Source organism: Mycolicibacterium frederiksbergense, from assembly GCF_012223425.1.
Classification (GTDB): domain Bacteria; phylum Actinomycetota; class Actinomycetes; order Mycobacteriales; family Mycobacteriaceae; genus Mycobacterium; species Mycobacterium frederiksbergense.
In genome coordinates this window covers 4,294,902-4,317,062 of the sequence record NZ_CP038799.1, presented here as the reverse complement: position 1 = coordinate 4,317,062, position 22,161 = coordinate 4,294,902, and the positions used below count along the sequence as shown (strand labels likewise).

The 22,161-nt window shown below is 67.4% G+C and carries 25 protein-coding genes and 1 tRNA gene; 11 read left to right on the top strand and 15 right to left on the bottom strand.

What is annotated here, in order from left to right; all coding sequences use genetic code 11:
• Positions 1-46: 46 nt before the first annotated feature.
• The 3 genes from EXE63_RS23990 to EXE63_RS23980 form a co-directional block, all read right to left on the bottom strand.
• Positions 47-1,185 (bottom strand): IS3 family transposase gene (locus EXE63_RS23990; protein ID WP_095762103.1). Its coding sequence is split into 2 segments (ribosomal slippage): positions 47-915 and positions 915-1,185, totalling 1,140 coding nucleotides; the frame shifts between segments, so codons are not numbered across the junction.
• 72 nt (positions 1,186-1,257) lie between these two features.
• Positions 1,258-1,920: an SDR family NAD(P)-dependent oxidoreductase gene (locus EXE63_RS23985; protein ID WP_168143991.1), complete on the bottom strand. Its 663-nt coding sequence runs from the start codon at positions 1,918-1,920 to the stop codon at positions 1,258-1,260.
• A 14-nt stretch (positions 1,921-1,934) separates the two neighbouring features.
• Complete coding sequence (locus EXE63_RS23980; protein ID WP_168143990.1) at positions 1,935-2,702, bottom strand: FadR/GntR family transcriptional regulator; 768 nt, start codon at positions 2,700-2,702, stop codon at positions 1,935-1,937.
• Positions 2,703-2,750: 48 nt separating this feature from the next.
• On the opposite strand from EXE63_RS23980, the gene EXE63_RS23975 reads away from it, so the two are divergent.
• The 7 genes from EXE63_RS23975 to EXE63_RS23945 are packed head-to-tail and all read left to right on the top strand — an operon-like array spanning position 2,751 to position 9,755.
• A complete protein-coding gene (locus tag EXE63_RS23975) occupies positions 2,751-3,908 on the top strand; it encodes an acyl-CoA dehydrogenase family protein (protein ID WP_168143989.1) in 1,158 nt (385 codons plus the stop codon).
• Positions 3,905-4,825 (top strand): acyl-CoA dehydrogenase family protein, encoded by a 921-nt coding sequence (locus EXE63_RS23970; RefSeq protein ID WP_168143988.1) that lies wholly within the window; start codon positions 3,905-3,907, stop codon positions 4,823-4,825. The genes EXE63_RS23975 and EXE63_RS23970 overlap by 4 nt, the downstream gene beginning before the upstream one ends.
• Positions 4,822-5,991 (top strand): acyl-CoA dehydrogenase family protein, encoded by a 1,170-nt coding sequence (locus tag EXE63_RS23965; RefSeq protein WP_168143987.1) that lies wholly within the window; start codon positions 4,822-4,824, stop codon positions 5,989-5,991. The genes EXE63_RS23970 and EXE63_RS23965 overlap by 4 nt, the downstream gene beginning before the upstream one ends.
• On the top strand, positions 5,991-7,010 hold the full coding sequence (locus tag EXE63_RS23960; protein WP_168143986.1) for an acyl-CoA dehydrogenase family protein: 1,020 nt from the start codon (positions 5,991-5,993) through the stop codon (positions 7,008-7,010). The genes EXE63_RS23965 and EXE63_RS23960 overlap by 1 nt, the downstream gene beginning before the upstream one ends.
• A 37-nt stretch (positions 7,011-7,047) precedes the next feature.
• Positions 7,048-7,563, top strand: coding sequence for a DUF4333 domain-containing protein (locus EXE63_RS23955; protein WP_168143985.1), 516 nt, complete (start codon positions 7,048-7,050; stop codon positions 7,561-7,563).
• A 43-nt stretch (positions 7,564-7,606) separates the two neighbouring features.
• Positions 7,607-9,055 carry a neutral zinc metallopeptidase gene (locus tag EXE63_RS23950; protein WP_168143984.1) on the top strand — a complete coding sequence of 483 codons (1,449 nt, stop codon included), beginning with the start codon at positions 7,607-7,609 and terminating at the stop codon, positions 9,053-9,055.
• 22 nt (positions 9,056-9,077) lie between these two features.
• Entirely contained in the window at positions 9,078-9,755 is a 678-nt protein-coding gene (locus EXE63_RS23945; protein ID WP_168143983.1) for a DUF4333 domain-containing protein, read from the top strand.
• Between the two features lies 1 nt (position 9,756).
• Here EXE63_RS23945 and EXE63_RS23940 read toward each other — a convergent pair whose 3' ends face one another.
• Positions 9,757-10,965: an ammonium transporter gene (locus EXE63_RS23940; RefSeq protein ID WP_234904633.1), complete on the bottom strand. Its 1,209-nt coding sequence runs from the start codon at positions 10,963-10,965 to the stop codon at positions 9,757-9,759.
• 173 nt (positions 10,966-11,138) lie between these two features.
• Here EXE63_RS23940 and EXE63_RS23935 point away from each other — a divergent pair, with 173 nt between their 5' ends.
• Positions 11,139-11,363, top strand: a complete 225-nt coding sequence (locus EXE63_RS23935) for a hypothetical protein (protein ID WP_168143981.1) — start codon at positions 11,139-11,141, stop codon at positions 11,361-11,363.
• Between the two features lie 45 nt (positions 11,364-11,408).
• Here EXE63_RS23935 and EXE63_RS23930 read toward each other — a convergent pair.
• Both EXE63_RS23930 and EXE63_RS23925 read right to left on the bottom strand, forming a co-directional pair.
• Positions 11,409-11,492, bottom strand: a tRNA-Leu gene (locus tag EXE63_RS23930).
• Positions 11,493-11,569: 77 nt separating this feature from the next.
• On the bottom strand, positions 11,570-12,889 hold the full coding sequence (locus EXE63_RS23925; RefSeq protein ID WP_011727856.1) for an IS256 family transposase: 1,320 nt from the start codon (positions 12,887-12,889) through the stop codon (positions 11,570-11,572).
• A 56-nt stretch (positions 12,890-12,945) separates the two neighbouring features.
• On the opposite strand from EXE63_RS23925, the gene EXE63_RS23920 reads away from it, so the two are divergent.
• Genes EXE63_RS23920 through EXE63_RS23910 form a run of 3 tightly spaced genes read left to right on the top strand, consistent with a single transcriptional unit; the run spans position 12,946 to position 14,570 of the window.
• Positions 12,946-13,809: a hypothetical protein gene (locus EXE63_RS23920; RefSeq protein WP_366515296.1), complete on the top strand. Its 864-nt coding sequence runs from the start codon at positions 12,946-12,948 to the stop codon at positions 13,807-13,809.
• Positions 13,810-13,833: 24 nt separating this feature from the next.
• Complete coding sequence (locus EXE63_RS23915) at positions 13,834-14,211, top strand: hypothetical protein (RefSeq protein WP_105363152.1); 378 nt, start codon at positions 13,834-13,836, stop codon at positions 14,209-14,211.
• Complete coding sequence (locus tag EXE63_RS23910) at positions 14,208-14,570, top strand: DUF3817 domain-containing protein (RefSeq protein ID WP_168143980.1); 363 nt, start codon at positions 14,208-14,210, stop codon at positions 14,568-14,570. Before EXE63_RS23915 ends, EXE63_RS23910 begins: the two co-directional genes overlap by 4 nt.
• Here EXE63_RS23910 and EXE63_RS23905 read toward each other — a convergent pair.
• The 9 genes from EXE63_RS23905 to EXE63_RS23865 all read right to left on the bottom strand — a co-directional run bounded on the left by EXE63_RS23905 (position 14,518) and on the right by EXE63_RS23865 (position 22,141).
• Entirely contained in the window at positions 14,518-15,993 is a 1,476-nt protein-coding gene (locus EXE63_RS23905; RefSeq protein WP_168143979.1) for an MFS transporter, read from the bottom strand. The genes EXE63_RS23910 and EXE63_RS23905 overlap by 53 nt on opposite strands.
• 82 nt (positions 15,994-16,075) lie before the next feature.
• Positions 16,076-17,344, bottom strand: coding sequence for an IS30 family transposase (locus EXE63_RS23900; RefSeq protein ID WP_436277723.1), 1,269 nt, complete (start codon positions 17,342-17,344; stop codon positions 16,076-16,078).
• Between the two features lie 95 nt (positions 17,345-17,439).
• Positions 17,440-18,039 carry an RdgB/HAM1 family non-canonical purine NTP pyrophosphatase gene (gene rdgB, locus EXE63_RS23895; RefSeq protein WP_168143977.1) on the bottom strand — a complete coding sequence of 200 codons (600 nt, stop codon included), beginning with the start codon at positions 18,037-18,039 and terminating at the stop codon, positions 17,440-17,442.
• A 2-nt stretch (positions 18,040-18,041) separates the two neighbouring features.
• Positions 18,042-18,824 carry a ribonuclease PH gene (gene rph / locus EXE63_RS23890; RefSeq protein WP_105363156.1) on the bottom strand — a complete coding sequence of 261 codons (783 nt, stop codon included), beginning with the start codon at positions 18,822-18,824 and terminating at the stop codon, positions 18,042-18,044.
• 82 nt (positions 18,825-18,906) lie between these two features.
• Entirely contained in the window at positions 18,907-19,674 is a 768-nt protein-coding gene (locus EXE63_RS23885) for a cyclic nucleotide-degrading phosphodiesterase (protein WP_209999932.1), read from the bottom strand.
• 168 nt (positions 19,675-19,842) lie between these two features.
• Positions 19,843-20,502, bottom strand: a complete 660-nt coding sequence (locus EXE63_RS23880; RefSeq protein ID WP_168145739.1) for a rhomboid family intramembrane serine protease — start codon at positions 20,500-20,502, stop codon at positions 19,843-19,845.
• Entirely contained in the window at positions 20,499-21,470 is a 972-nt protein-coding gene (locus EXE63_RS23875) for a cysteine synthase (RefSeq protein ID WP_168143975.1), read from the bottom strand. The genes EXE63_RS23880 and EXE63_RS23875 overlap by 4 nt, the downstream gene beginning before the upstream one ends.
• Positions 21,471-21,473: 3 nt before the next feature.
• Positions 21,474-21,746 (bottom strand): MoaD/ThiS family protein, encoded by a 273-nt coding sequence (locus EXE63_RS23870; RefSeq protein WP_168143974.1) that lies wholly within the window; start codon positions 21,744-21,746, stop codon positions 21,474-21,476.
• 11 nt (positions 21,747-21,757) lie between these two features.
• Positions 21,758-22,141 (bottom strand): M67 family metallopeptidase, encoded by a 384-nt coding sequence (locus EXE63_RS23865; protein ID WP_233212988.1) that lies wholly within the window; start codon positions 22,139-22,141, stop codon positions 21,758-21,760.
• Positions 22,142-22,161: the final 20 nt, after the last annotated feature.

The window sequence follows — 22,161 nt, the reverse complement described above, 5'->3', positions numbered from 1 at the left end:
GACGCCTTCGGTGACATTGAGGGGGACCCGTTTGGTGGTCCAGTCGCTATGCGACTTGGGGTTGGTGGGTCGTGGTCCACTGTAGAGCGAACTCCGCTGGGGTAAGTTCGCCGTGGGCGGAGTGGGGTCGGTTGGCGTTGTAATCGCAGCGCCAGTCCTCGATGATCACCCGGGCCTCCAGAAGCGAGTCGAAGCGCCACGAGTTGAGCAGTTCATCACGCAGGCGGCCGTTGAAGGATTCGATCCAGGCGTTCTGCCACGGCGAGCCGGGATCAATGAAAAGGGAACCGGCACTGTTGAATCGGCACCAATCGCTCACGGCGTGGGCCACGAACTCGGGCCCGTTGTCGAAGCGCACGTAGTGCGGCGCCCCGTGGGTGAGGGCCAGGCGATCCAAGACGTCGACGACGCCGTCGGCGTTGATGGCGCGGTCGACCTCAATCGCGAGTGCTTCGCGGGTGAACTCGTCGATGACGTTGAGCATCTTGAGGATGCGGCCATCGGCGGTCGTGTCGAACTGGAAGTCCATCGCCCAGATCACGTTCGGGCGGATCGGTGACATCGCACCCACGGCGACACCGATGCCGGTCAGCCGCTTCTTGCGGCGGCGCTGTGGGACCCGCAAGCCCTCTTCACGCCACAGCCGGCGGATGCGCTTGTTGTTGGCTTTCCAGCCGGCCTTGCGGGCCATCTTGGCTGCCCGTCGCCACCCCCAGCGAGGTCGATCGGTGGAGAACCGGCGCAACCAAGCCCGCAGCTCGGCCTCCTCGGTGGCGATCGGCGCCGGCGTCAGGCGCATCGTGGAGCGGTGCAGACCCACGACCGTGCAGGCGCGGCGTTCAGACACCCCGAACCGCTCGCGCAGCACCGTGACGGCGCTGCGCTTGCGGTTCGGGGTCAGAAGTTTCCCGCCGAGATCTCCTTGAGCATGTCGATGTCGAGGGCCTGGTTGGCGACCATCTTCTTGAGCCGGGCGTTCTCGGCTTCGAGTTCTTTGAGACGCTTGGCGTCGTTGGCCTTCATGCCGCCGTACTGGGCAAGCCAGCGATGCCACGTCGACTCCGCGATCTCTAGGTGTCGGCACACCTCGCTCAGTTCCTGGCCCGCTGCAAGGAGCTTGTTGCCCTCGGCGAGCTTGCGGATGATCTGGTCCGGGGTGTGCCGCCGGCGCTTGTTCGATGCCATGTCGTTGTTGATTCTTCCTTGCCCGCAGACCGGGCAACAGAGTCGCACAACGACTGGACCACTACGAAGGGCTCACCTCAACATCAGGAACGCCACCGCCGCGGCCACCTCCTCGGGATCACCGATGCGCCCCAGCGGTGCGGCAGCCACGAAACTCTCGCGCACCTCGTCGACATCCAGCGCGATCTGCAGCATCGGGGTGCGGATGAAGCCCGGGCACACGGCGTTGATCCGGATGCCGGACGGGCCGAGCTGAGCGGCCATCGACCGGGTCAGCCCGAGCAGCCCGGCCTTGGACGCGCAGTAGGCCGGGATGAACGGATTGGCCGTCAGCCCTTCGATACTCGAGATGCCGACGACCGCGGGCGCACCGCCGGAGCGGGCACTGGCCTCCAGCTGGGGTAGCAGTTGTTGCACCAGCATCGCCTGCGCGCGCAGGTTCACATCGAGCACCGCGTCCCACGATTCCTCGGTGTAGGCGCCCACCGGCTCCGGGATCACCCGACCCGCGGCGTGCACCAGACCGTCGACCCCGTCGATCGCCTGGATTGCGGCCGCCGTCGCCGCGGTGTCGGTGACATCGAGGACGGCGGCAGGCATCCCGAGTGCGGCGGCCACCTCGGTGACCTCGGGGGCGAGATCCCACAACACCACCCGCCGCCCATCGGCGACCAGCGCCTGCGCGCTCGCCCGACCGATACCCGATGCCGCCCCGGTGACCACCACTGCTGCCATGGGCAGAACCTAGGTCAGCAGGTGCGCCGTTCGTGCGGCTTTGCGCCACGTGCCGCACGGACGACGTCATCGGTGAAGCGTTCCAGCAGCACGGCCTGGGTGGCGGCGAGGTGCTTGCGCGCGATGCGTTCGGCCTCGGCCGCGTTACCCGCGGCGATCTCGTCGACGAGCCTGCGGTGGGTACGCACGGCGCCGCGAGCCTCGGCCGGTGACGGATATTCGCCGCGCTTGACGACGTAGTCGGCCCACTTCTCCTCCTGTGCCGACCACAGCGCGACCAGACTTCCCACCACGTGACGCACGGTGGCATTCGGGGTGTATTCGACTACCAGATCATGGAATTCACGCGCGATGCGGGTGAACGCGGCGCCATCGCCAACCGCTTCTGCGGAGGCGTCGACGTTGCGGGTCAGAGCCGGCACCACCGTCTTGAGCCGATCCGTGCGGCGCGCCACCTCGGCCACACACAACGGCTCCAGCAACTGCAGGCCGGCCGCCAGGTCGCCGAGTGACACCGCGGAGCCCTGCAGCGCCAGACCCAGGTGGTAAGCCGCCGACGACTCGCTGGGCCGGTGCACTTCGGCGCCGCCGACACTGCCGCGGCGCACCGTCACCAACCCCTCGGTCTCCAGGATGCGCAGCGCCTCACGGATCGAGGGATAGCTGACACCGAACTCGGTGACCAGCTGGTCCTGGGTCGGCAACCGGTCGGCACCGGCCAGGATCCGGTCCCGCAGCTCGCCCGCGACGGTCTCGGCGATGCGGTGTTGCGGGGTGCGCATGGAACAAATACTAGCAATCCTTATAAGGATTGCCCTACGATCGCGGACGTGGACTTCGATATGGGGCCGGCCGCCGCGGCGCTGCGCGGCGAGCTGCGCGACCTGGTGAAAGCGCACATCGCCGAGGATTATCTGGGCGCCTTCACCCACGACCCCGACGACCTGGAGGTGGCGCAGGCCTTCTGCCGACTGCTCGCCGAGCGCGGGCTGCTGTGCATGTCCTGGCCGACCGAGTTCGGCGGTCAGGCCTCCTCACCCTGGGAGCAGACCGTGGTGCGCGAGGAGATGTGGGCGCACCACGAACCGCGCGGCGCGCAGTACATGGGCGTCAACTGGGTGGGGCCGATCATCATGCGCCACGGCACCCCGGAGCAGCAGGCCAGACACCTACCGCCGATCGCGGCCGGTGACGTGATCTGGTGCCAAGGGTTTTCCGAGCCGGAGGCCGGCTCGGACCTGGCATCGCTGCGGACCTCGGCGGTGCGCGACGGCGACAGCTGGGTGATCAACGGCCAGAAGATCTGGACCTCCTACGCAACGATGGCGCAGTGGTGCTTTCTGCTGGCGCGAACGTCCAAGATAGGAAAAGAACCGGCTCGAAAAAAACAACACGGCCTGACGATCTTCCTGGTGCCCATGTCGGATCCGGCGATCACCGTGCGCCCCATCCAGACGATGATGGGCCCGCACCATCTCAACGAGGTGTTCTTCGACGATCTGCGGGTGACCGATGCCGATGTGCTCGGCACGGTGGACGATGGCTGGACGGTGGTGCAGAGCGTGCTGGCCTTCGAGCGCGTCGGCATCGCCCGCTATGCCCGCTGCGAACGTCTGCTGCATCTGGCCCCGAAAGCCCTCGGCGAGCACTGGGCCGAGCTGCCCGAGCAACTGCGCGGCCGCTGGGCGCGGATGCTCACGCACTGCCGACGGGCGCGATTGATGGCCTACCGGCTGGTGGCACTGCAGGCCGAGGGTCAGGTTCGCCCCACCGATTCGGCGGCGTACCGCATTGCGGTCACCAAACTCGACCAGGACAGCGCCGAAGTGCTCATGGAGATCATCGCCGCACTACCCGAGGGGGTGTCGCGTATCTTCACCGCCGAGGTGGAGGACCACTGGCGCTACTCGCAGCCCTCGACGGTGTCCTCCGGCAGCATCGAGATGCAACGCATCCTGCTGGCCCGCACCCTGTTGGCGGCATCGTGAACATCGACCTGAGTCCCGAAGCCCGCGAGTACGGTGAGCAGGCCCTACGCGCTTTCGAATCCGCGGGCGGCGATGCGCTGTTGCAGCGCGCCGAAGCCGATCCCTCCCAACGGGAATCGCTCGTCGGGGCGGTGCTGAAAAGTCTGGGCGCCTGGGATCTGGAGCCGCGCAGCGACACCGACTCCGCCGAAGCCGCTGCCGCGTTGTGCCGCAGCGCCGGATACTGGGGTCTGCCCTACCCGTTGGCCGAACGGCTGGCCCGGCCCGCCGATATCGACGCCGACGGACTGATCGTGGTCGCCGGTCCCGCCCCGGCCGCCACCATCGCCGGTGTCGAGGGCGACTGGGCGACAGTCACTCTGGAGGGTCACCGGGCGCGGGTGACGGGCACCGCCGACGCCCGGACGGCCTTCGTCACGTCGCTGCAACTCACCGACCTCGACGACGCCGGTGCCGCAGATGTCGCTTTGGCCCTCGTGCTGCCGTGCTGGACGCTGCTCGGCATGCTGGACCGCGCCATGGCGCTCACCATCGCCCATGTCAAGCTGCGACAGCAGTTCGGTCAGCCGCTGTCGGGATTCCAGAGCGTGCAGTTCCAGCTCACCGACGCCGAGGTGGAGCGCAGCGGCCTGGAGATGCTGGCCCGTTATGCGCTGTCCACCGTCACCGGACCCGACGCGCTCGCCGACGCGCTGGCCCTGCGACTGGCCGCGCTGGAGGCCGCCGAGGTGGTGTTCCGGGTGACCCACCAACTGCACGGCGCCGTCGGCTTCTGCGATGAGACCGTGCTGTCCTGGCTCTCGCGCTACAGTCAGCCACTGCGGCGGCTACCGCTGGGGCTGTCGGCGACCCACGCGCAACTGACCGCACTGTTGGGCACCCGCGGCCTGACCGGACTGTACAGCGACGCAGTATGACTCAGGACATCGAGCAGTTTCGCGACCGCGTCCGGCAGTGGTGCGACGAACACGTGCCCACCGATTGGCGCGCCGCCCAGACCGGGGTGAGCGACGACGAATACGTGCGCTTCCAGAAGTCCTGGTTCGCCGAGTTGCACACCGCAGGTTTCGCGGTGCCGCACTGGCCTGCCGAATGGGGCGGCGGCATGTCGGTGGCCGAACAGATCGTGCTGTACTCCGAACTCGCCGCTCATGACGCACCCCGGCTGGTGCTGGCCTTCGTCGGGATCCACCACGCCGCCTCCACGCTGCTGGCCGCGGGCACCGAGGAACAGCGCCGCCGCCACCTCCCGGCGATCCTCGACGGCGAGATCTGGGTGCAGGGCTTCTCCGAGCCCGAGGCCGGGTCCGATCTGGCCGCGTTGCGCACCACCGCCCGGCGCGACGGGGATGATTTCGTCGTCAACGGCCAGAAGGTCTGGGCCAGTGGCGGTCTGCATGCCGACTGGTGTCTGCTGCTGGCCCGCACCGATCCGGATGCCAAGAAAAGGCATGGCATCTCGTACTTCCTGATGGACATGAAGTCGCCGGGCATCGAGGTCAGGCCGATCAAACAGGCCACCGGTGAATCGCATTTCTGCGAGGTGTTCCTCAATGACGTCCGGGTGCCCGCCGCCAACCTGGTGGGCCCGGAGAACAAGGGGTGGCAGGTCGCCCAGGAAACCCTGGGCGCCGAGCGGGGAATGACGATGTTGGAGCTGGCCGAGCGACTAGGCAACGCCGGCTTCCGCTGGCTGGTCGCCGAATGTGCACGCGCGGGTGTACTCGCCGACTCGCTGGTGGCAGATCGGCTGGCACAGTTGGAAATCGAGATCACCGGGTTGCGGGGGCTGTGCCGGGATCTGGTCGAAGGCCGAAGTGACGGCCCAGCCGATGCGTCGGTGGTGAAGCTGTTCTACAGCGAACTGCTGCAACGGCTCACCGATTTCGGCGCCCAGATCAGCGGCCTGGCCGGGCAAACCATGCTGGCCAAACCCATATCGAGCGGCTGGGAATCCGGCGCGTGGGTGCTCGATTTCATCGGCTCCTGGGAATGGACCATCCCTGGCGGTGCCAGCGAGATTCAGCGCACCATCATCGGTGAGCGCGGACTGGGCCTGCCACGTGAACCGGCGGGAGCATGATGACACGCGAATTCGCCGATCTGCATCCGGAACTGCGGGCGGTGGCCAGGAACCTGCTGACCGCCGGGCACCCGGACTGGACGCTGCTCACCCAGGCGGGCTGGCCAGGCCTGGAGATCGAAGAGTCACTCGGCGGCGCCGAGGTGTCCTTTGCCGAAACCGCGATCGTCGCCGAGGAACTCGGGCGGGCCGCCGCACGCAGCAGCCACCTCGGCGTCAGTCTCGGCATCGGCGCGCTGCTCGCGCTGTCCCCCGACACCGGCCGCGATGAGGCGTTGTCCGCGGCCGCCGGCGGCACGGAATTGCCGGTCGCCGTGCTGAGCACAGGTGAGCGCCCCAGCATCGGTTTCACCCTGACGGCCGGCGGGCTCAGTGGCACTGCCGATTTCGTGCCGGACGCCACCGAGGCAACCCGGCTGCTGATTCCGGCCCAGGACTCCGAGGGCACGCCCGCGCTGGTGCAGATCGATCCGGCAGCCACCGGACTGCTGATCACGGCGCAGCCGACGCTCGATGAAACCCGTCGGCTCGCCACGGTCACCGCCGACGGTGTGCAACCCACCCAGGTATGGCCGTTCCCGGCCACGCAACACCTGCTGGACCGCGGGACCGTCGCGGTCGCCGCCGACAGCCTCGGCCTGGCCGAGGCGATGCTGGCCGCCACCGTGGACTATGTCCGAATACGCCACCAATTCGGCCGACCCATCGGCTCGTTCCAGGCGGTCAAACACGCCTGCGCGGACATGCTGGTGCAGATCCGGGTGACGCGCCGCCTGGTCGAGGCCGCCGTCGACGCGGTGGCCGCGGGTTCCGATGCGCAGACGGCGGTGTCCATGGCCAAGGCCTATGCCGGTGAGACTGCGGTCGCCGTCGCGGGCAAGGCGATGCAACTGCACGGCGGCATCGGCTACACCTGGGAGAGCGGCGTGCACGTCTACCTCAAGCGAGCGACCCTGAACCGGTCACTGTTCGGGTCGCCGACCGCGCACCGGCGCGCCCTGGCGACGCGCTTCCGATAACGCTGCCGACCGGTCGGACTTGTGCCATCGTGCTGCTATGCCTCGGGGGTCGATGGTTGCGCCGGCGCTGGTCGCCATGGCGGCGCTCGTGTCGTGCTCGGTGCCGACCGACAAGAGCGTGAGCAGGGAACGCCTGCAGGACGAGATTGTCGAAGAGGTCACCGAGCAGTCGGGGGCCGCGCCGGATTCGGTGAGCTGCCCGGGGGACCTCCAGGCATTCGTCGGTGCAAGTGTGGACTGCACGCTGGCCGATGAGGGGCAGCAGCGCCGCGTCAGCGTGACGGTGGGCAGCACCGAGGGTGACGAGGTCGACCTGCTCATCGCACAGACCATCGGCAAGGACACCGTCGCGAGACAGATCACCGAGCAGATCAGTAGGCAGATCGGCCGGGCGCCGCAATCGGTGACCTGTCCGGCCGATCTCAGCGGCGACGCAGGTGCCACGCTGCGCTGCGAACTCAGGGATTCGGGCAAGACCTACGGCGTGACGGTGACGACCGTCAACCGTGGTGAGGTGACCTTCGACATCAAGGTCGACGAGCAGCCGCAGTAGTCGGGGACACAGGTCCCGGGCCGCATCTTGTTAGCCTGTCGGCATGCACCGACGGGCCGGACGCCTCGCTCGATGGCTCAGCGTTGCACTCATCGCGGCGCTGATGCTGACCGGTTGCGGCACCACCATGCTCGACGGCCGCGCCGTGTCGATGCTCTACGACCCCTCCCGCGCCGGTGGTTTGCCCGCCAGTGATGGCCCCAGCGGGCCGCGCCCCGACGCGCCCGCACCCACGCGCACCGCGGAGAACAGCGATGGCGGCCCGGTCGATCAGCTGGCCCTACAAGCCATCGATGATCTGGAGCAGTTCTGGTCGGAGAACTGGAACGGGGCACTGACCGGCACGTACAGTCCGGTCGCCGGGCTGGTCTCTTATGACGCCGACGACCCGAACACGCCGCAGGTCTGCGGCAACGATCTCTACGGACTGTCCAACGCGTTCTATTGCTTTGACGCCGACGTGATGGCCTGGGATCGCGGCGAGTTCATCCCCGGGGCGGCGCAGTACTTCGGTGAGATGGGCGTCGTCGGCGTGATGGCCCACGAATACGGCCACGCCGTGCAGGCGAAGGCACATCTGGTGGAGAAGTCCACCCCGGTGCTGGTCAAGGAACAGCAGGCCGACTGCTTCGCGGGGGTCTATCTGCACTGGGTCGCCGCCGGAAAGTCACCACGCTTCGCGCTGAGCACCGGCGACGGCCTCAATCACGTTCTCGCCGGGGCGATCTACATCCGCGATCCGTTGATGACGCAGGAAGAGGCGATCCTCACCGGCGATGCACACGGATCGGCGCTGGATCGGATCAGCGCCTTCCAGATCGGGTTCAGCGGTAACGCCGATCAGTGCGCTGCCATCGACATGGAGGAGATCATCGAACGCCAGGGCGACCTGCCGAAGTTCCTGTCCTACGACTCCTATGGCGATCCGACCGCCGGCGACAGCGTCATCGATGCCGATCTGCTGAACAGTCTGATGAACACGCTCGGCGACGTCTACTCCCCCGACAACCCGCCCGCGATGAACATGGAGATGGCCAGTTGTCCGGACGCGGAGTCCATTTCGCCCGCGGCGTACTGCCCGTCGACCAACACGATCAACGTCAACCTGCCCGCCCTGCAGGAGCTGGGCACCCCGAAGTCCGAGGAGCAGGGTGTGCTGCTGCAGGGCGACAACACCGCGCTGTCGATCATCACCTCTCGCTATGCGCTTGCCGTGCAACAGGAGCGCGGCATCCCGCTGGAGTCGCCGGTGACAGCGCTGCGCACGGCCTGCCTCACCGGGGTGGCGCAGGGCCGGATGGCCGAGCCGGGTAGTCCGTTGACGCTGTCGGCCGGGGACACCGACGAGGCGATCTCGGGACTGCTCACCAATGGTCTGGCGGCCAGCGATGTCAACGGAGTGACGGCCACGGCCGGTTTCACCAGGATTCTGGCGTACCGGGCCGGGCTGTCCGGGGATCCCGAGCAGTGCTACGAACGGTTCTCGGCATGAGCGACGCTTGCGAGGGAACTGCATGACCCGGCCACCGGATCCCGCCCAGCAGCCGTGGTGGGCGCGCCCGGGTGGCGCGCCGGCACCGGGGGAACCGCAGCGTGGCACACCGCGACACGGCGCGCCTGGGTACGGTGCACCGCCGCCGTCGGGCCCGCCGCCCCGCCAGCCCTATCCGCCTGCCCCCCAGCAGTATCCGCCGCGCCGGCCACCGCCCCCGCCGGGGTACCCTCCGCCCCCGCAGCGGGTCCCCCCGGCGCAGCAATACCCGCCGCAACAGCAGCAGCGCCCGGCGCCCGTGATCGACCCGAACCGCTACACCCTGCCGCCGGGTACGCCCACCCCGCACCGCGCGCCGTCCCGGCGCTCAGGGCCCGACAGACGCACTGTGCTCATCGCTGCCGGTGTGGTCGTCGCGCTGGTCCTCACCGGAGTGGCCGTGTGGCAGTTCCTCTTCCGCGACACCACCGTCATCAACGTCGAGCAGGCCGAAGCCGGTGTCCGCGAGATCCTGTCGGACCCGATCAACGGGTACGGCGCCAACAGCATCAGCGCGCTGCGGTGCAATGACGGCAGGGACCCGTCGGCGGCCAAGGGTGACAGCTTCACCTGCGCTGTCGAGATCGACGGGACCGTTCGCCACGTGTACGTCGAATTCCAGGACGACAACGGCACGTTCGCGGTCGACGGTCCCCGGTAGGTCAGGCTCCCGGGCGCTTGTGCGGTGTGCCGTGCACTCCCTCCGCGTACGCGGTTTCGGCGTGCTGGGTGAAGTCGATGCCGGACAGTTCGTCCTCGCGGGTGACCCGGAAGCCGACCGTCACCGCGATGATCTTGGCCAGCACGAAAGAAACAACGAAGGCGAAGGCGGCGACGACGACAATCGCCAACGTCTGCTTGCCCAGCTGGGTGATCCCGCCGCCGTAGAACAATCCTTCCGGTCCGCCCGAGATCATTTCCGCGGCCAACAGTCCGATCAGGAAGGTGCCCACCACGCCGCCGACGAAGTGCACCCCTACCACGTCCAGGGAATCGTCGTAGCCGGCCTTGAACTTCCAGCCGATGGCGAACGAGCAGACCACGCCGGCGGCGAGGCCGACCAGAATGGCACCGAGCGGTGAGACGAACCCGCACGACGGGGTGATGGCGACCAATCCGGCCACCACACCGGACGCCGCGCCGAAGGTGGTCGGATGGCCGTCGCGGAACCGCTCCACGGCCAGCCAGCCGAGCATGCCCAGGCATCCGGCGAGCAGCGTGTTCAGGAAGATCACGGCCGCCTTGCCGTCGACGGCGAAGGCCGACCCGGCGTTGAATCCGAACCAGCCGAACCACAATAGACCGACACCGAGCAGCACGAACGGAAGATTGTGCGGACGCATCGCCTCGGACTTGAAGCCAATACGCGGACCGAGCACCAGCGCGAGGGCCAATGCCGATGCCCCGGAGACAATTTCGACGACCAGTCCACCCGCATAGTCGAGCGCACCGAATGACGCCAACCAGCCGCCGGGCCCCCACACCCAGTGAGCCACCGGGGAGTACACCAGCAGGGTCCAAGCCGCGACGAACAACACCCACGACGAAAACTTGGCGCGATCGGCGATGGCGCCGCTCACCAGGGCCGCGGTCAGGATCGCGAACGCCAGTTGGAAGGTGACGAACAGGAGCTCGGGCACATTGGAGCGCACCGCGTCCAAGTCGATACCGGACAGCCCGATGTGCTGCAGCCCACCGATCAAACCGCCGCCGGCATCCGCACCGAACGCCAGGCTGTAGCCGGCCACCACCCACGTCACCGTGACGACCGGGATGGAGATGAAGCTCATCATGATCATGTTGAGCACGCCGGTCGAGCGGACCATGCCGCCGTAGAAGATGGCCAGACCGGGCGTCATCAACAGAACCATGGCGGTGCTGACAAGCAGCCAGGCCGTGGCGGCCGGATCGATCTGCACGGGGACTCCTTCGTCTGAGCAAAACGCCCGGACGACTATGACACAGCGGTGCGGACCCGCCGACGTATTTCACGCGGGACGGTGACATGGCGTGTGCCGGGCACCCCGGTGGGTACCAGAGGGTGATGGCTGACAACTCATGGACCGTCCAGATCGGTGTCGTCGATGATCCGCAGAACACGGGCGTGCCGCCGGTGCCCACCGACGTCTACCAGGGCAACGAGGAGGGCGCTCGAACCGAATTCGCCGAGCAGTCCGCCGATGCCCGGGAGGCGGATTACCGCTATGTGATGCTGCGGCATATGGGCGAGGTGGTCGAGTGCTGGGGAACTCCGCCCGCCGCGGGGTAGGAACGGCACAACCAACGGCAGCGCCAGATCGAAGGAGCTTTACTGTGCGGGCGGTGGGACTCGAACCCACAAGTTCTTTCGAACACCGGCACCTAAAGCCGGCGCGTCAGCCAATTGCGCCACGCCCGCGCGATGGCGATGCTACCGCCTTCCGCCGTGGCCGATTCTGTCGGGAGGAATTGTCAATACCTGTGGATCGGGGTGTTTCAGGCGACCTCCGTTCCGGCGTGCTGACCGCCGTCTGAGGGCGATGTTGGCGGGGTGATGTCGGTGGGTCGTTCGAGCAGTCTGCCTTTATGGAAGACCGCGCCGGCGCGGACCAGGGCGACCAGGTGTGGGGCGTTGACGGCACGCCAGCGGGCCGCGGCGGCGTCGATGAGCTTGTAGGCCATCGCTAGTCCGGCCGCTCGTGATCCGGGCCCCTTGGTGACCTTGGTCCTCAAACGCACTGTGGCAAAGGTGGATTCGATCGGATTCGTCGTTCGCAGATGAATCCAATGTTCGGCCGGATACTTGTAGAATTCCAGCAGCACATCGAGGTCGTCGGTGATCTTAGCGACCGCCTTGGGATACTTCGCGCCGAAGTCGGCCTCGAAGGCCTTGACCGCGATCTGGGCCTTGTCGATATCCTCGGCGTTGTAGATCTCCTTGATCGCCGCCAGCGCCGACGGGTGCGCTGATTTCGGCAGTGCAGCAAGAACATTGGCCTGCTTATGAAACCAGCACCGCTGCTCTTTGGTGGCCGGGAAAACCTCGCGGACTGCTTTCCAGAACCCGAGCGCGCCATCGCCGATCGCGAGTACGGGGGCGGTCATGCCGCGGCGCTTGCAGTCGCGCAACAGATCGGCCCACGACTCGGCCGACTCGCGGTAGCCGTCGGTGATCGCCACGAGCTCCTTGCGGCCATCAGCACGCACGCCCAGCATCACCAGCAGACAGAGCTTTTCCTGGTCCAGCCGCACCTTGAGGTGAATGCCGTCGACCCACAGATACACGTAATCAGTGGCCGAGAGGTCGCGGGCCCCAAACGCGCGGGCCTCGTCTTGCCACTGCGCCGTGAGCCGGGTGATCGTGCTGGCCGACAGCCCAGCGCCGGAGCCGAGGAACTGCTCGAGGGCAGGGGTGAAATCGTTGCTCGACAGGCCGTGCAGGTACAGCAGCGGCAGTACCTCGCTCATCTGCGGCGACTTGCGCGCCCAGGCCGGCAGGATCGCCGAGGAGAACCGCTTGCGTTCACCGGTGTCGGGGTCGACACGGCGGTCGTTGACCCGCGGCGCTTTCACCTGCACCGCGCCGGCGGCGGTCAGCACCTCCCGGGGCTGGTGATAGCCGTTTCGCACCACCAACCGGTGACCGTTCTCGTCGAGTTGATCGGCGAACTGCGCCACGTAGGCGGCGACCTCGGCCTGCAACGCCGCGGCCAGCATCTGCCGGGCCCCGTCGCGGACGATCTCATCCAACAACGACCGACCAGCACCGCTGGCCTTGTCGTTGGCGTCCTCGGTGTCGTGAACTACGGTGAGCATGGGCGTACCTTCCCAACCAGCGCGCCAACGCCGGTCTTGATCGAATACCTGATTCCGTGAAGATCATCCCCGGGAAGGTGCGCCCATCTTCACGCCCCCACACCGAGGCTCATCCACAGGTATTGATCATTGCTCTTCTGTCGGAGGGCCCTCCTAATGTCGACCTCAAGTGGCAGGAGATCGGCATGCACTCAATCGACGACTTCGAGAAAGTGCGCGCGCTCATCAACAGTGGTCTCAACGACTGTGAAATACATCGACAGACCGGAGTCCCCCGACGCACCATCTGCGACTGGCGAGTACGGCCTCCGCTAGCTTTGACCACCCCGAGGCAGTCCGCATGCGGCGCCCACGATTACTCGGGCTTGCGATCGGACGCATATGCCTACCTCTTGGGCATATACCTCGGCGATGGTTATATCTGCCGCACCGGCCGAGTCTGGCGCCTACGCATCACCCTCGACAAGAAATACCCGGGCATCATCGATAGCTGCCAGCGAGCCATCGATGCGGTGATGACCGGACAGCATGCAACGGTGTTTCCCCGAGTCACGGGGTGCGTCGATGTTTCGCTGTACTCAAAGCACTGGCCATGTCTGTTCCCCCAACACGGACCAGGGCCGAAACACCTCCGCCCGATCGTGCTACAACCCTGGCAGCAGGCCCACGTCGACGCCGCCACCGAGCACTTCGTCCGCGGTCTCATCCACAGCGACGGCTGCCGCGTGGTGGCCAACGACCGCGGGGTCGCCAGCGTCCGCTACCACTTCACCAACCACTCGACCGATATCCGCAATCTGTTCTGCGCGGCCCTCGACACCCTGGGCATCCCATGGACCCAGAACAGCCGCTACGTGATCGCCGTATATAGAAAAGCCGCGACCGCACGCCTCGATGAGTTCGTTGGCCCCAAGGCCTGAATCGGCGGACGGTAAAGTCGACCCATGTCCACTACACGACGTAGGAGACCGGCGCTCATCGCGCTGGCCGCCGTCGGCGCCGGCGGCTGCCTGCTGCTGGCGTGGTGGCAGTGGACCCGCTACGAGTCGAACTCGGGCACGTTCCTGAACCTCGGTTACGCCCTGCAGTGGCCGATGTTCGCCGCATTCTGCGTCTACGCGTACTTCAAGTTCGTCCGCCTGGAGGAAGCGCCGCCGACCTACGACCCGACGGACACCGCCACCGAGATCCCGGCCGGCCTTCTCCCGGAACGCCCCAAGGCCGCGGCGCCCGCCGACGACGATCCCACGCTGCGGGAGTACAACGCCTACCTCGCCGATCTCGCACAATCCGAAAACCCTGACGACAGGACCACCACATGAGCACGCCCGAGACCCCGGCCGAAACCGGCAGCCAGGAACCGCTGGTTCCGCTGTCCTCCATCCAGAAGGCGCTGGCCAGCTACCGGGTGCTGGCCTGGGCGACCGGTCTCTGGCTGATCGCGCTCTGCTACGAGATGGTGCGCAAGTACGGGTTCCAGGACGACTCACTGAGCTGGATCGCCGTGGTCCACGGCTGGGTGTACTTCGCCTACCTGATCGCCACCGCGAACCTGGCGGTGAAGGTCCGCTGGCCGCTGGGCCGCGCGATCGGCACCCTGATCTCCGGCACCGTTCCCCTGCTGGGTCTCATCGTGGAGCACTTCCAGACGCAAGACGTGAAGAAGCGCTTCGGTCTGTGACCGGGGCGGGCTGACGCGCCACCGGGATCAGCAGCGTCAGCACCGCCGACAGTGCGGACACCGCCGCCGCGACGATCAGCGCGGTCCGGAACCCGTCCAAGGTGGGCACCTCGTGGCCACCGGCGGTCATCGTCATCGCCGCCAGGATGGCGCCGAGCACCGCACTGGAGATCGAGGTCCCCAGCGACCGCGCCAGCGCGTTGAGACCGTTGGCGGCCGCGGTCTCCGACATCGGCACGGCGGCGTTGATGAGCGCCGGCATGGACGCGTAGGCGAAACCCACCCCGATGCTGATGAGCACGTTGAGGGCGAGTACCTGCGGGCCGCTGCCGAGCAGCCACAGCCCGGACAGGTAGGACGCGGCGATGATGACGCAGCCGACGAACAGCGTGAAACGCGGGCCGCGGGCCCCGGCCACCCGCGCCGCGATCGGCGCCATCACCATCATCGCCAGCCCGCCGGGTGCCATCCACAGCCCCGCCTCCAGCATGGACATGCCCAGCCCGTAGCCGGTGTCGGTGGGCAGTTCCAGCACCTGCGGGGCGATCAGGGTGAGTGCGAACATCGCGAATCCCACCCCGACCGAGGCGATGTTGGTGAGCAGGACCGGCGGCCGGACCGTGGTGCGCAGGTCGACGATCGGTGAGTCGAAGCGCAGCTGCCACACCACGAAGACGGCGAACACCACCAGCGATGCGGCGAACATCCCGACGGTGGTCCCCGAGGTCCAGCCCCAGTCCCGGCCCTTGGTGATCCCGAGCAACAACGTCACCAGACCGCCGGCGAGCAGCAGTGCGCCCAGCGGATCGAGCCGGTCGCTCGAGGAGGCCGGTACCGCGGGCACCAGCACGACGAAGAGCACCAGCAGCACGCCGCCGAGACCCCCGGCGAACCAGAACAGCGCATGCCAGCTGAACTGCTGAGCGATCGCGGCCGAGAGCGGCAGCCCGAGCGCGCCGCCCACCCCCAGCGAGGAGCTCATCAGTCCCATCGCGCTGCCCACCCGCTCGGCGGGGACCGAGGCCCGCAGCACGCTGATGCCCAACGGGATGATCGGAATGCCCAACCCCTGCAGACCGCGGCCGATGACAAACGGGACCAGCGACGTGCTCAGCGCGGACACCAGCGATCCGACGATCAGCACCGCGGCACACACGATCAGGATCGGTTTCGGGCCGTAGAGATCGCCGAGGCGGCCGAACACCGGGGTGGTGACGGCGGCCGTCAGCAGCGTGGCGGTGATGGCCCAGGATGCGTTGGACGGGCTGGCGTGCAACAGTTTCGGCAGCTCCGGAATGAGCGGGATGATCAGGGTCTGCATCAGTGAGACGCTGATACCGGCGGCGCACAGCACGGCGATCAGAACGCCGGGATGGGCCGATAGCGGCCGTCGCTGCTCGGTGGGGACCACGGCCGCGAGCATTACACGTTAGTTGCGCTATGCAAAATTTCAGCCCTCCCAATGCGGCGAAACTCGCGTACCGGTGGCTCACGCGCGGGCGGTTTCAAGTCGTGGTTGCAACAGCGGGTGGTTTAGGCGGGTCCGACAGTAGTGCGTCGAGGGCTTCTGCGGGTGTTCTCCAGCCCAGGGTCTGGCGGGGTCGGTTGTTGAGTTTGGCTGCGACGTAGTCGAGGTAGTCGGCGGGAAACCCTGATAGGTCAGTGCCTTTCGGGAAGTACTGACGCAGTAGGCCGTTGGTGTTCTCGTTGGTGCCTCGTTGCCATGGCGAGTGCGGATCGCAGAAATAGATGTCGAGATCGGTGGCTGCAGCGATCTTGGCGTGGTTGGCCATCTCGATGCCCTGATCCCAGGTCAGCGTGCGGACCATGATCGCGGGCAACTGGGCGACTTTGTCCACGATCGCCTCTTGCACCGCGAGCGCGCCGTGGTTGTCGGGCAGGTGCAGCAGCATCACGAACCGGGTGCTGCGTTCGACCAGGGTGCCGATCGCTGATCTGCTGTTGGCGCCGATGATGAGGTCACCTTCCCAGTGGCCAGGGATGGCGCGGTCATTGACCTCGGCGGGACGATCGCTGATGTTGACCATGTCGCGGATGCGAGGGCGGCGCTGGTCGGGGCGGTGCTGTGGTCTACGCAGAGCTCGACCGGTGCGCAAACAGGTGTGCAGATCGCGGCGCAGATTCCCCTTGCCCTGCACGTAGATTGCCTGGTAGATCGTCTCGTGAGACACCCACATCTCCGGATCGTCGGGGAAGTCCCACCGTAGCCGGTGGGCTATCTGGGCCGGGCTGTGCTGCTGGTCAAGCAACCGGGATTGCACGGCGTCGTGCAGCCGCTGGTTGGTAGCCAGCTTGCCCGCTCTGGGGCGCCGAGCTCGGTGCTCTGAGCGGACCTGGGCCAGTAACGCGTCGTAGTTCAGCATCGTGGTGCGACCGCTTTGGCGGGCCCCGAAGCGCTCTTTGCGTCGATAGCCGGACTTGCCGCCGTTGTGGGCGGCGATGGCACCGTTGACGTCGAGTTCGTATTTGATCGTCGACGCCGGCCGGCCCAGGCTGCGTCCGATTGAGTTCAGCGATTCGTAGTTGTGCACGCCGATCTGGATCCGGATTCGATCAGCCAGATCCAGGCGCCGTCGCCGACCGCTCTTCTTCGGGGCACTGAACTGGGGTTTCACCCCGCCAGCATTGGTGAACCAGCCCACTCCGGTCGTCTCCGACACGCCGGCAGCCTCCGCGGCCTGACATACGGTGAAACCGGCACTGATATGGGTCCAGAATGCTTCACGCACAGCCTTGAGCGACCTTCGAGACAACAGCACTCCTCAAGCAGTGCTGTTGCATCCACCCCTTGAAGCCAAGGCGCCGATTTACCCCGGGTACGCGAGTTTCGCCCGAAAAGTGGTGGGGGCTACGACAGCGCGCGCAGCGCCGGCACCAGCAGCGCCAGCGCGCGGCCACGGTGCGAGGCCGCGTCCTTCTCGGCCGGGGTCAGTTCGGCTGCCGAGCGCCCCGACCCGTCCGGCACGAAGATCGGGTCATAGCCGAACCCGCCCTCTCCCCTCGGCTCCCGCGCGATCGCGCCGGTCCACTCGCCGCGGACCACCGTTTCACCGGACCCGGAGACCAGCGCGCACGCCGAGACGAAGGCCGCCCCGCGCCGCTCGTCGGGCACATCGCGCAGCTGGCCCAGCAGCAGCTCCAGGTTCGCCACGTCATTGCCGTGCGCCCCGGACCACCGCGCCGACAGCACGCCCGGCATCCCGTTCAGTGCGTCGACGGCAAGACCCGAGTCGTCGGCCACCGCCGGGATCCCGGTCGCGGCGTAGGCGTCGCGCGCCTTGGCCAGCGCGTTCTCCTCGAAGGTCGCGCCGGTCTCGGGTGCCTCCTCGAACGGCGGCACGTCGGTCAGCGACAGCAGCGTCACCCCGGACAACCCGGCGCCGTCCAACACCCGGCGCAGCTCGGCCAGCTTCTTGGCGTTGCGTGAGGCAACCAGCAGCCGGGACATCCCTAGCTTCCGAAGGACTTCTTCGCCGGCCCGCTGGGCTCGGGCAGCACACCCGGGTAGGGCAGCTCCAACGCGGCGCGCTGGATGGTGAACAGCTCCTCGCAGGACGCCATCGCCAGGTCCAGCATTTTGTCCAGCGTCGAGCGCGGGAACGTCGCGCCCTCACCGGTGCCCTGGATCTCCACCAGGGTTCCGGTATCGGTGGCGACGACGTTCATGTCGACCTCGGCACGGGAGTCCTCGGTGTAGGGCAGATCCACCCGGACCCGGCCGTCGACGACGCCGACCGACACGGCGGCGATCGCGCAGGACAGCGGACGCGGATCGGACAATCGGCCCGCCGCCGCCAGATACGTCACGGCATCGGAGAGCGCCACATAGGCACCGGTGATCGCGGCGGTGCGGGTGCCACCGTCGGCCTGCAGGACGTCGCAGTCGATGGCGATGGTGTTCTCCCCCAGCGCCCCGAGGTCGATGCAGGCGCGCAGCGACCGGCCGACCAGCCGGCTGATCTCCTGGGTGCGTCCGCCGACCTTGCCCTTGACCGACTCACGGCCGGAACGTTCGTGGGTGGCCGCGGGCAGCATGGCGTATTCGGCGGTCAGCCAGCCCTGCCCGGAGCCCTTCCGCCAGCGCGGCACTCCCTCGGTGACCGAGGCGGCGCACATGACCCGGGTCTGGCCGAACTCGACCAGCACCGAGCCGGCGGGGTGGGTGGTGAAACCGCGGGTGATGACCACTGGCCTCAGCTCGTCGTCAAGCCGGCCGTCTTCTCGTCTGGACACGAGGCAACACTAGCGCGCGACGATCAAGCGGTGAGGAACGAGCCGCGTTGAGGAGCACGCTCCAGACAAGCCATGTCCGGCCTCAGTGACGCGTCACGTCGAAGGTCTCGCCACACACCACCGCGTGCACCGGACCGTCGAACTCGGCCTTGGCCTCGCTGATGACATCCTCGCGTGATGTCCACGGCGGAATGTGGGTGAGCAGCAGTTCGCCAACCCCGGCGCGGGCGGCGATCTGGCCGGCCTCGGTACCGGACAGGTGCAGGTTCGGCGGGCGCTCGGGCGAGTGCGTCCACGACGCCTCGCACAGGAACACGTCGACGCCGCGCGCCAATTCGACTACCGCATCACAGATTCCGGTGTCCCCGCTGTAGGCGAACGTGACGCCGTCGCGGTCGGTGAAGCGCATGCCGTAGGACTCGGTGGGATGGCACACCAACCGGGGCTCGACCGTCAGTGCTCCCAGTGTGACGGCACGGCCGTCGACCCAGGACTGCACCTCGAAGATGTCGGAGATGTCATCGACCTCGCCGCCCTCTGGTGAGGAGGCCGCGCCGAGACGCTCCCAGGTGTGCGTCGGGCCGAACAGCATCGCGCGGCCCTCGGGCGGATTGGGGTGATACCGGCGCCAGACGAACAGCCCGGGCAGATCGAGGCAGTGATCGGCATGCAGGTGCGAGAGCAGCACGTTCACCGCACCCGGATCCGCGTGCCGCTGCAGCGCGCCGAGGACGCCGCCGCCGAAGTCGAGCACCATCGGCGCCGTGTCGGGTTCGGTCAGCAGATATCCGGACGCGGGCGAATCAGGGCCGACAACACTGCCGGAACAACCCAGTACGGTGACTCGCACATCTCTAGCTTGCCATGCCCTACAGCATCGGGGCGAAGGCATCACCGCATTGGGCGACAAGTTTCATGTTGTGTCCCCGCCGTGACCTCGGACGGCGCAGTGACGGTCCGTCTGCTGCGCATCAATCGCACCTGCGCAGTGGCCCGACGCACACCGGCACACGCGACCTCAGGCGCCCAGCGGGGCGCCTGTCTTGCGCCGTTCGCGCGCCTTGCGTTCCGGCCCGGACAGCACATAGGCCGCGATGAACCCGGCGATCGCGCCGCACAGGTGCCCCTGCCAGGACACCCCCGGCGTCCCGGGTACCACCCCGAGCAGGATGCCGCCGTAGACCAGCGCGACGATCACGCCGACGACGATCTCCCAGGCCGTGCGGGTGAAGAATCCGAACACGATCAGGAACGTCAACCACCCGAAGATCAGCCCGGACGCCCCGATGTGGTTGGTGGTGCACTGCACGCCCACGTAGGGGCAATGCGCACCGATGTTGCCGATCAGCCAGGTCCCGAATCCGCCGAGCACCCAGATGATGGCGGTGGCCCCGATGAAGCGCCCCATGCCCGCCAGGGTCATCAGGAAACCGAGGACCAGCGCGGGCACGGTGTTGGCGATCAGGTGCGGCCAGCCACCGTGCAGCAGCGGCGCCCAGAGGATCCCCCACAGGCCGTCGGTCTGCAGCGGCCGGATGCCGTCGTTGTCGAGGCGGTGCCCCGTGACGGTGTCGACGATCTCCACGACATACAGCAGCGTGACGAAACCGATGATCGTCGCGCCACCGACCACCCAGGCCGGCTTCTTCTTCGGCTCGGGGGTGATCGGGAGATTTATGCCCACAGCTGCCCTTCCAACGCATCCTCTGCATCATCGAGGCTACCGGCGTAGGCACCGGTGGACAGATACTTCCAACCGGCGTCACACACGGTGAACGCGATATCGGCGCGTTCACCGGCCTTGATCGCCTTGGCCGCCATGCCGAGCGCAGCGTGCAGGATCGCGCCCGTGGAGATCCCCGCGAAGATGCCCTCCACCTCGACGATCTCCCGGGTGCGTTTGACGGCGTCGAACGCGCCCACCGAGAACCGGGTGGTCAGCACCTCCGGGTCGTAGAGCTCGGGCACGAAGCCTTCGTCGATGTTGCGCAGCGCGTACACACCCTCGCCGTAGCGTGGCTCGGCGGCGACGATCTGGATACCCGGCACATGCTCGCGCAGGAATCGGCCGGTGCCCATCAGCGTGCCGGTGGTGCCGAGTCCGCCGACGAAATGGGTGATCTCCGGCAGGTCGGCCAGCAGTTCGGGCCCGGTCCCCTCATAGTGCGCCGCGGCGTTGGCCGGGTTTCCGTACTGGTACAGCATCACCCACGAAGGGTTCTGCGCGGCAAGCTCTTTGGCGTGCGCCACAGCGGTGTTCGACCCGCCCTCGGCGGCGCTGAAGATGATCTTGGCACCGTACAACTCGAGGAGCTGACGACGCTCGATCGAGGTGTTCTCCGGCATCACGCAGATCAGCCGGTAGCCCTTGAGCAGTGCCGCCATGGCCAGCGAGATGCCGGTGTTGCCGCTCGTCGGCTCCAGCAGGGTGTCGCCGGGCTTGATGAGACCGTCGCGCTCGGCCTGCTCGATCATCCGCAGGGCGGGCCGATCCTTGATGGAGCCGGTGGGGTTGCGGTCCTCGAGCTTGGCCCACAGCCGCACGTGCGGACCGTTCTCGTCTTCCTCCCAGCGCGGAGACAGCCGCTGCAGCCCGACCAGCGGGGTGTTCCCCAGCGCCTGCAGCAACGAGTCGTATCGCGTCAAGGCCTACCCACCTGCAACGGCGGGCAGGATCGTCACCGAATCACCGGCGGCGATGGCGGTTTCCAGGCCGCCGGAGAACCGGACGTCCTCGTCGTTGACGTAGATGTTGACGAAGCGGTGCAGCTTGCCGTTGTCCACGAGGCGCTCCGAGATCCCCGAGTAGTTGCTCTCCAGGTCGGCGATGATGGCCGCCAGGGTGTCACCGGCGGCGTTCACCCGCTTCTCCCCGCCGGTGTGGGTGCGCAAGATGGTGGGGATCGACACGACTACTGACACGGTGGCTCCTTTTATCCGTACTGCTCGACGATGCTGACAGGTTCTTCGGTGACGACGCCGTCGAGGATGCGGTAGCTGCGCAGTTCGTGCGCCTCGGGGTCGCGGGTGGAGACAAGCACATAGTGGGCGTCCGGTTCGGACGCGAACGAGATGTCGGTGCGGCTGGGGTACGCCTCGGTGGCGGTGTGCGAGTGGTAGATCACGACGGGCACCTCGTCGTTGTCGTCCATTGCGCGCCAGACCTTGAGCTGCTCACCGGAATCGAACCGGTAGAACGTCGGGGACCGCTCGGCGTTGACCATCTGGATGAAACGCTGCGGGCGATCCGAACCCTCCGGTCCGGCGATCACGCCGCACGCTTCGTCGGGATGGTCGGCGCGCGCGTGGGCGACCATGGCATCCACCAGGTCGGCGC

Coding starts and splice junctions, on each gene's coding strand:
- EXE63_RS23985 (WP_168143991.1), bottom strand. CDS start 1,920: ATGGCAGCAGTGGTGGTCACCGGGGCGGCATCGGGTATCGGTCGGGCG.
- EXE63_RS23980 (WP_168143990.1), bottom strand. CDS start 2,702: ATGCGCACCCCGCAACACCGCATCGCCGAGACCGTCGCGGGCGAGCTG.
- EXE63_RS23965 (WP_168143987.1), top strand. CDS start 4,822: ATGACTCAGGACATCGAGCAGTTTCGCGACCGCGTCCGGCAGTGGTGC.
- EXE63_RS23960 (WP_168143986.1), top strand. CDS start 5,991: ATGACACGCGAATTCGCCGATCTGCATCCGGAACTGCGGGCGGTGGCC.
- EXE63_RS23955 (WP_168143985.1), top strand. CDS start 7,048: ATGCCTCGGGGGTCGATGGTTGCGCCGGCGCTGGTCGCCATGGCGGCG.
- EXE63_RS23950 (WP_168143984.1), top strand. CDS start 7,607: ATGCACCGACGGGCCGGACGCCTCGCTCGATGGCTCAGCGTTGCACTC.
- EXE63_RS23945 (WP_168143983.1), top strand. CDS start 9,078: ATGACCCGGCCACCGGATCCCGCCCAGCAGCCGTGGTGGGCGCGCCCG.
- EXE63_RS23940 (WP_234904633.1), bottom strand. CDS start 10,965: ATGGTTCTGTTGATGACGCCCGGTCTGGCCATCTTCTACGGCGGCATG.
- EXE63_RS23935 (WP_168143981.1), top strand. CDS start 11,139: ATGGCTGACAACTCATGGACCGTCCAGATCGGTGTCGTCGATGATCCG.
- EXE63_RS23925 (WP_011727856.1), bottom strand. CDS start 12,889: ATGCTCACCGTAGTTCACGACACCGAGGACGCCAACGACAAGGCCAGC.
- EXE63_RS23915 (WP_105363152.1), top strand. CDS start 13,834: ATGTCCACTACACGACGTAGGAGACCGGCGCTCATCGCGCTGGCCGCC.
- EXE63_RS23910 (WP_168143980.1), top strand. CDS start 14,208: ATGAGCACGCCCGAGACCCCGGCCGAAACCGGCAGCCAGGAACCGCTG.
- EXE63_RS23905 (WP_168143979.1), bottom strand. CDS start 15,993: ATGCTCGCGGCCGTGGTCCCCACCGAGCAGCGACGGCCGCTATCGGCC.
- rdgB (WP_168143977.1), bottom strand. CDS start 18,039: ATGTCCCGGCTGCTGGTTGCCTCACGCAACGCCAAGAAGCTGGCCGAG.
- EXE63_RS23865 (WP_233212988.1), bottom strand. CDS start 22,141: ATGGTCGCCCACGCGCGCGCCGACCATCCCGACGAAGCGTGCGGCGTG.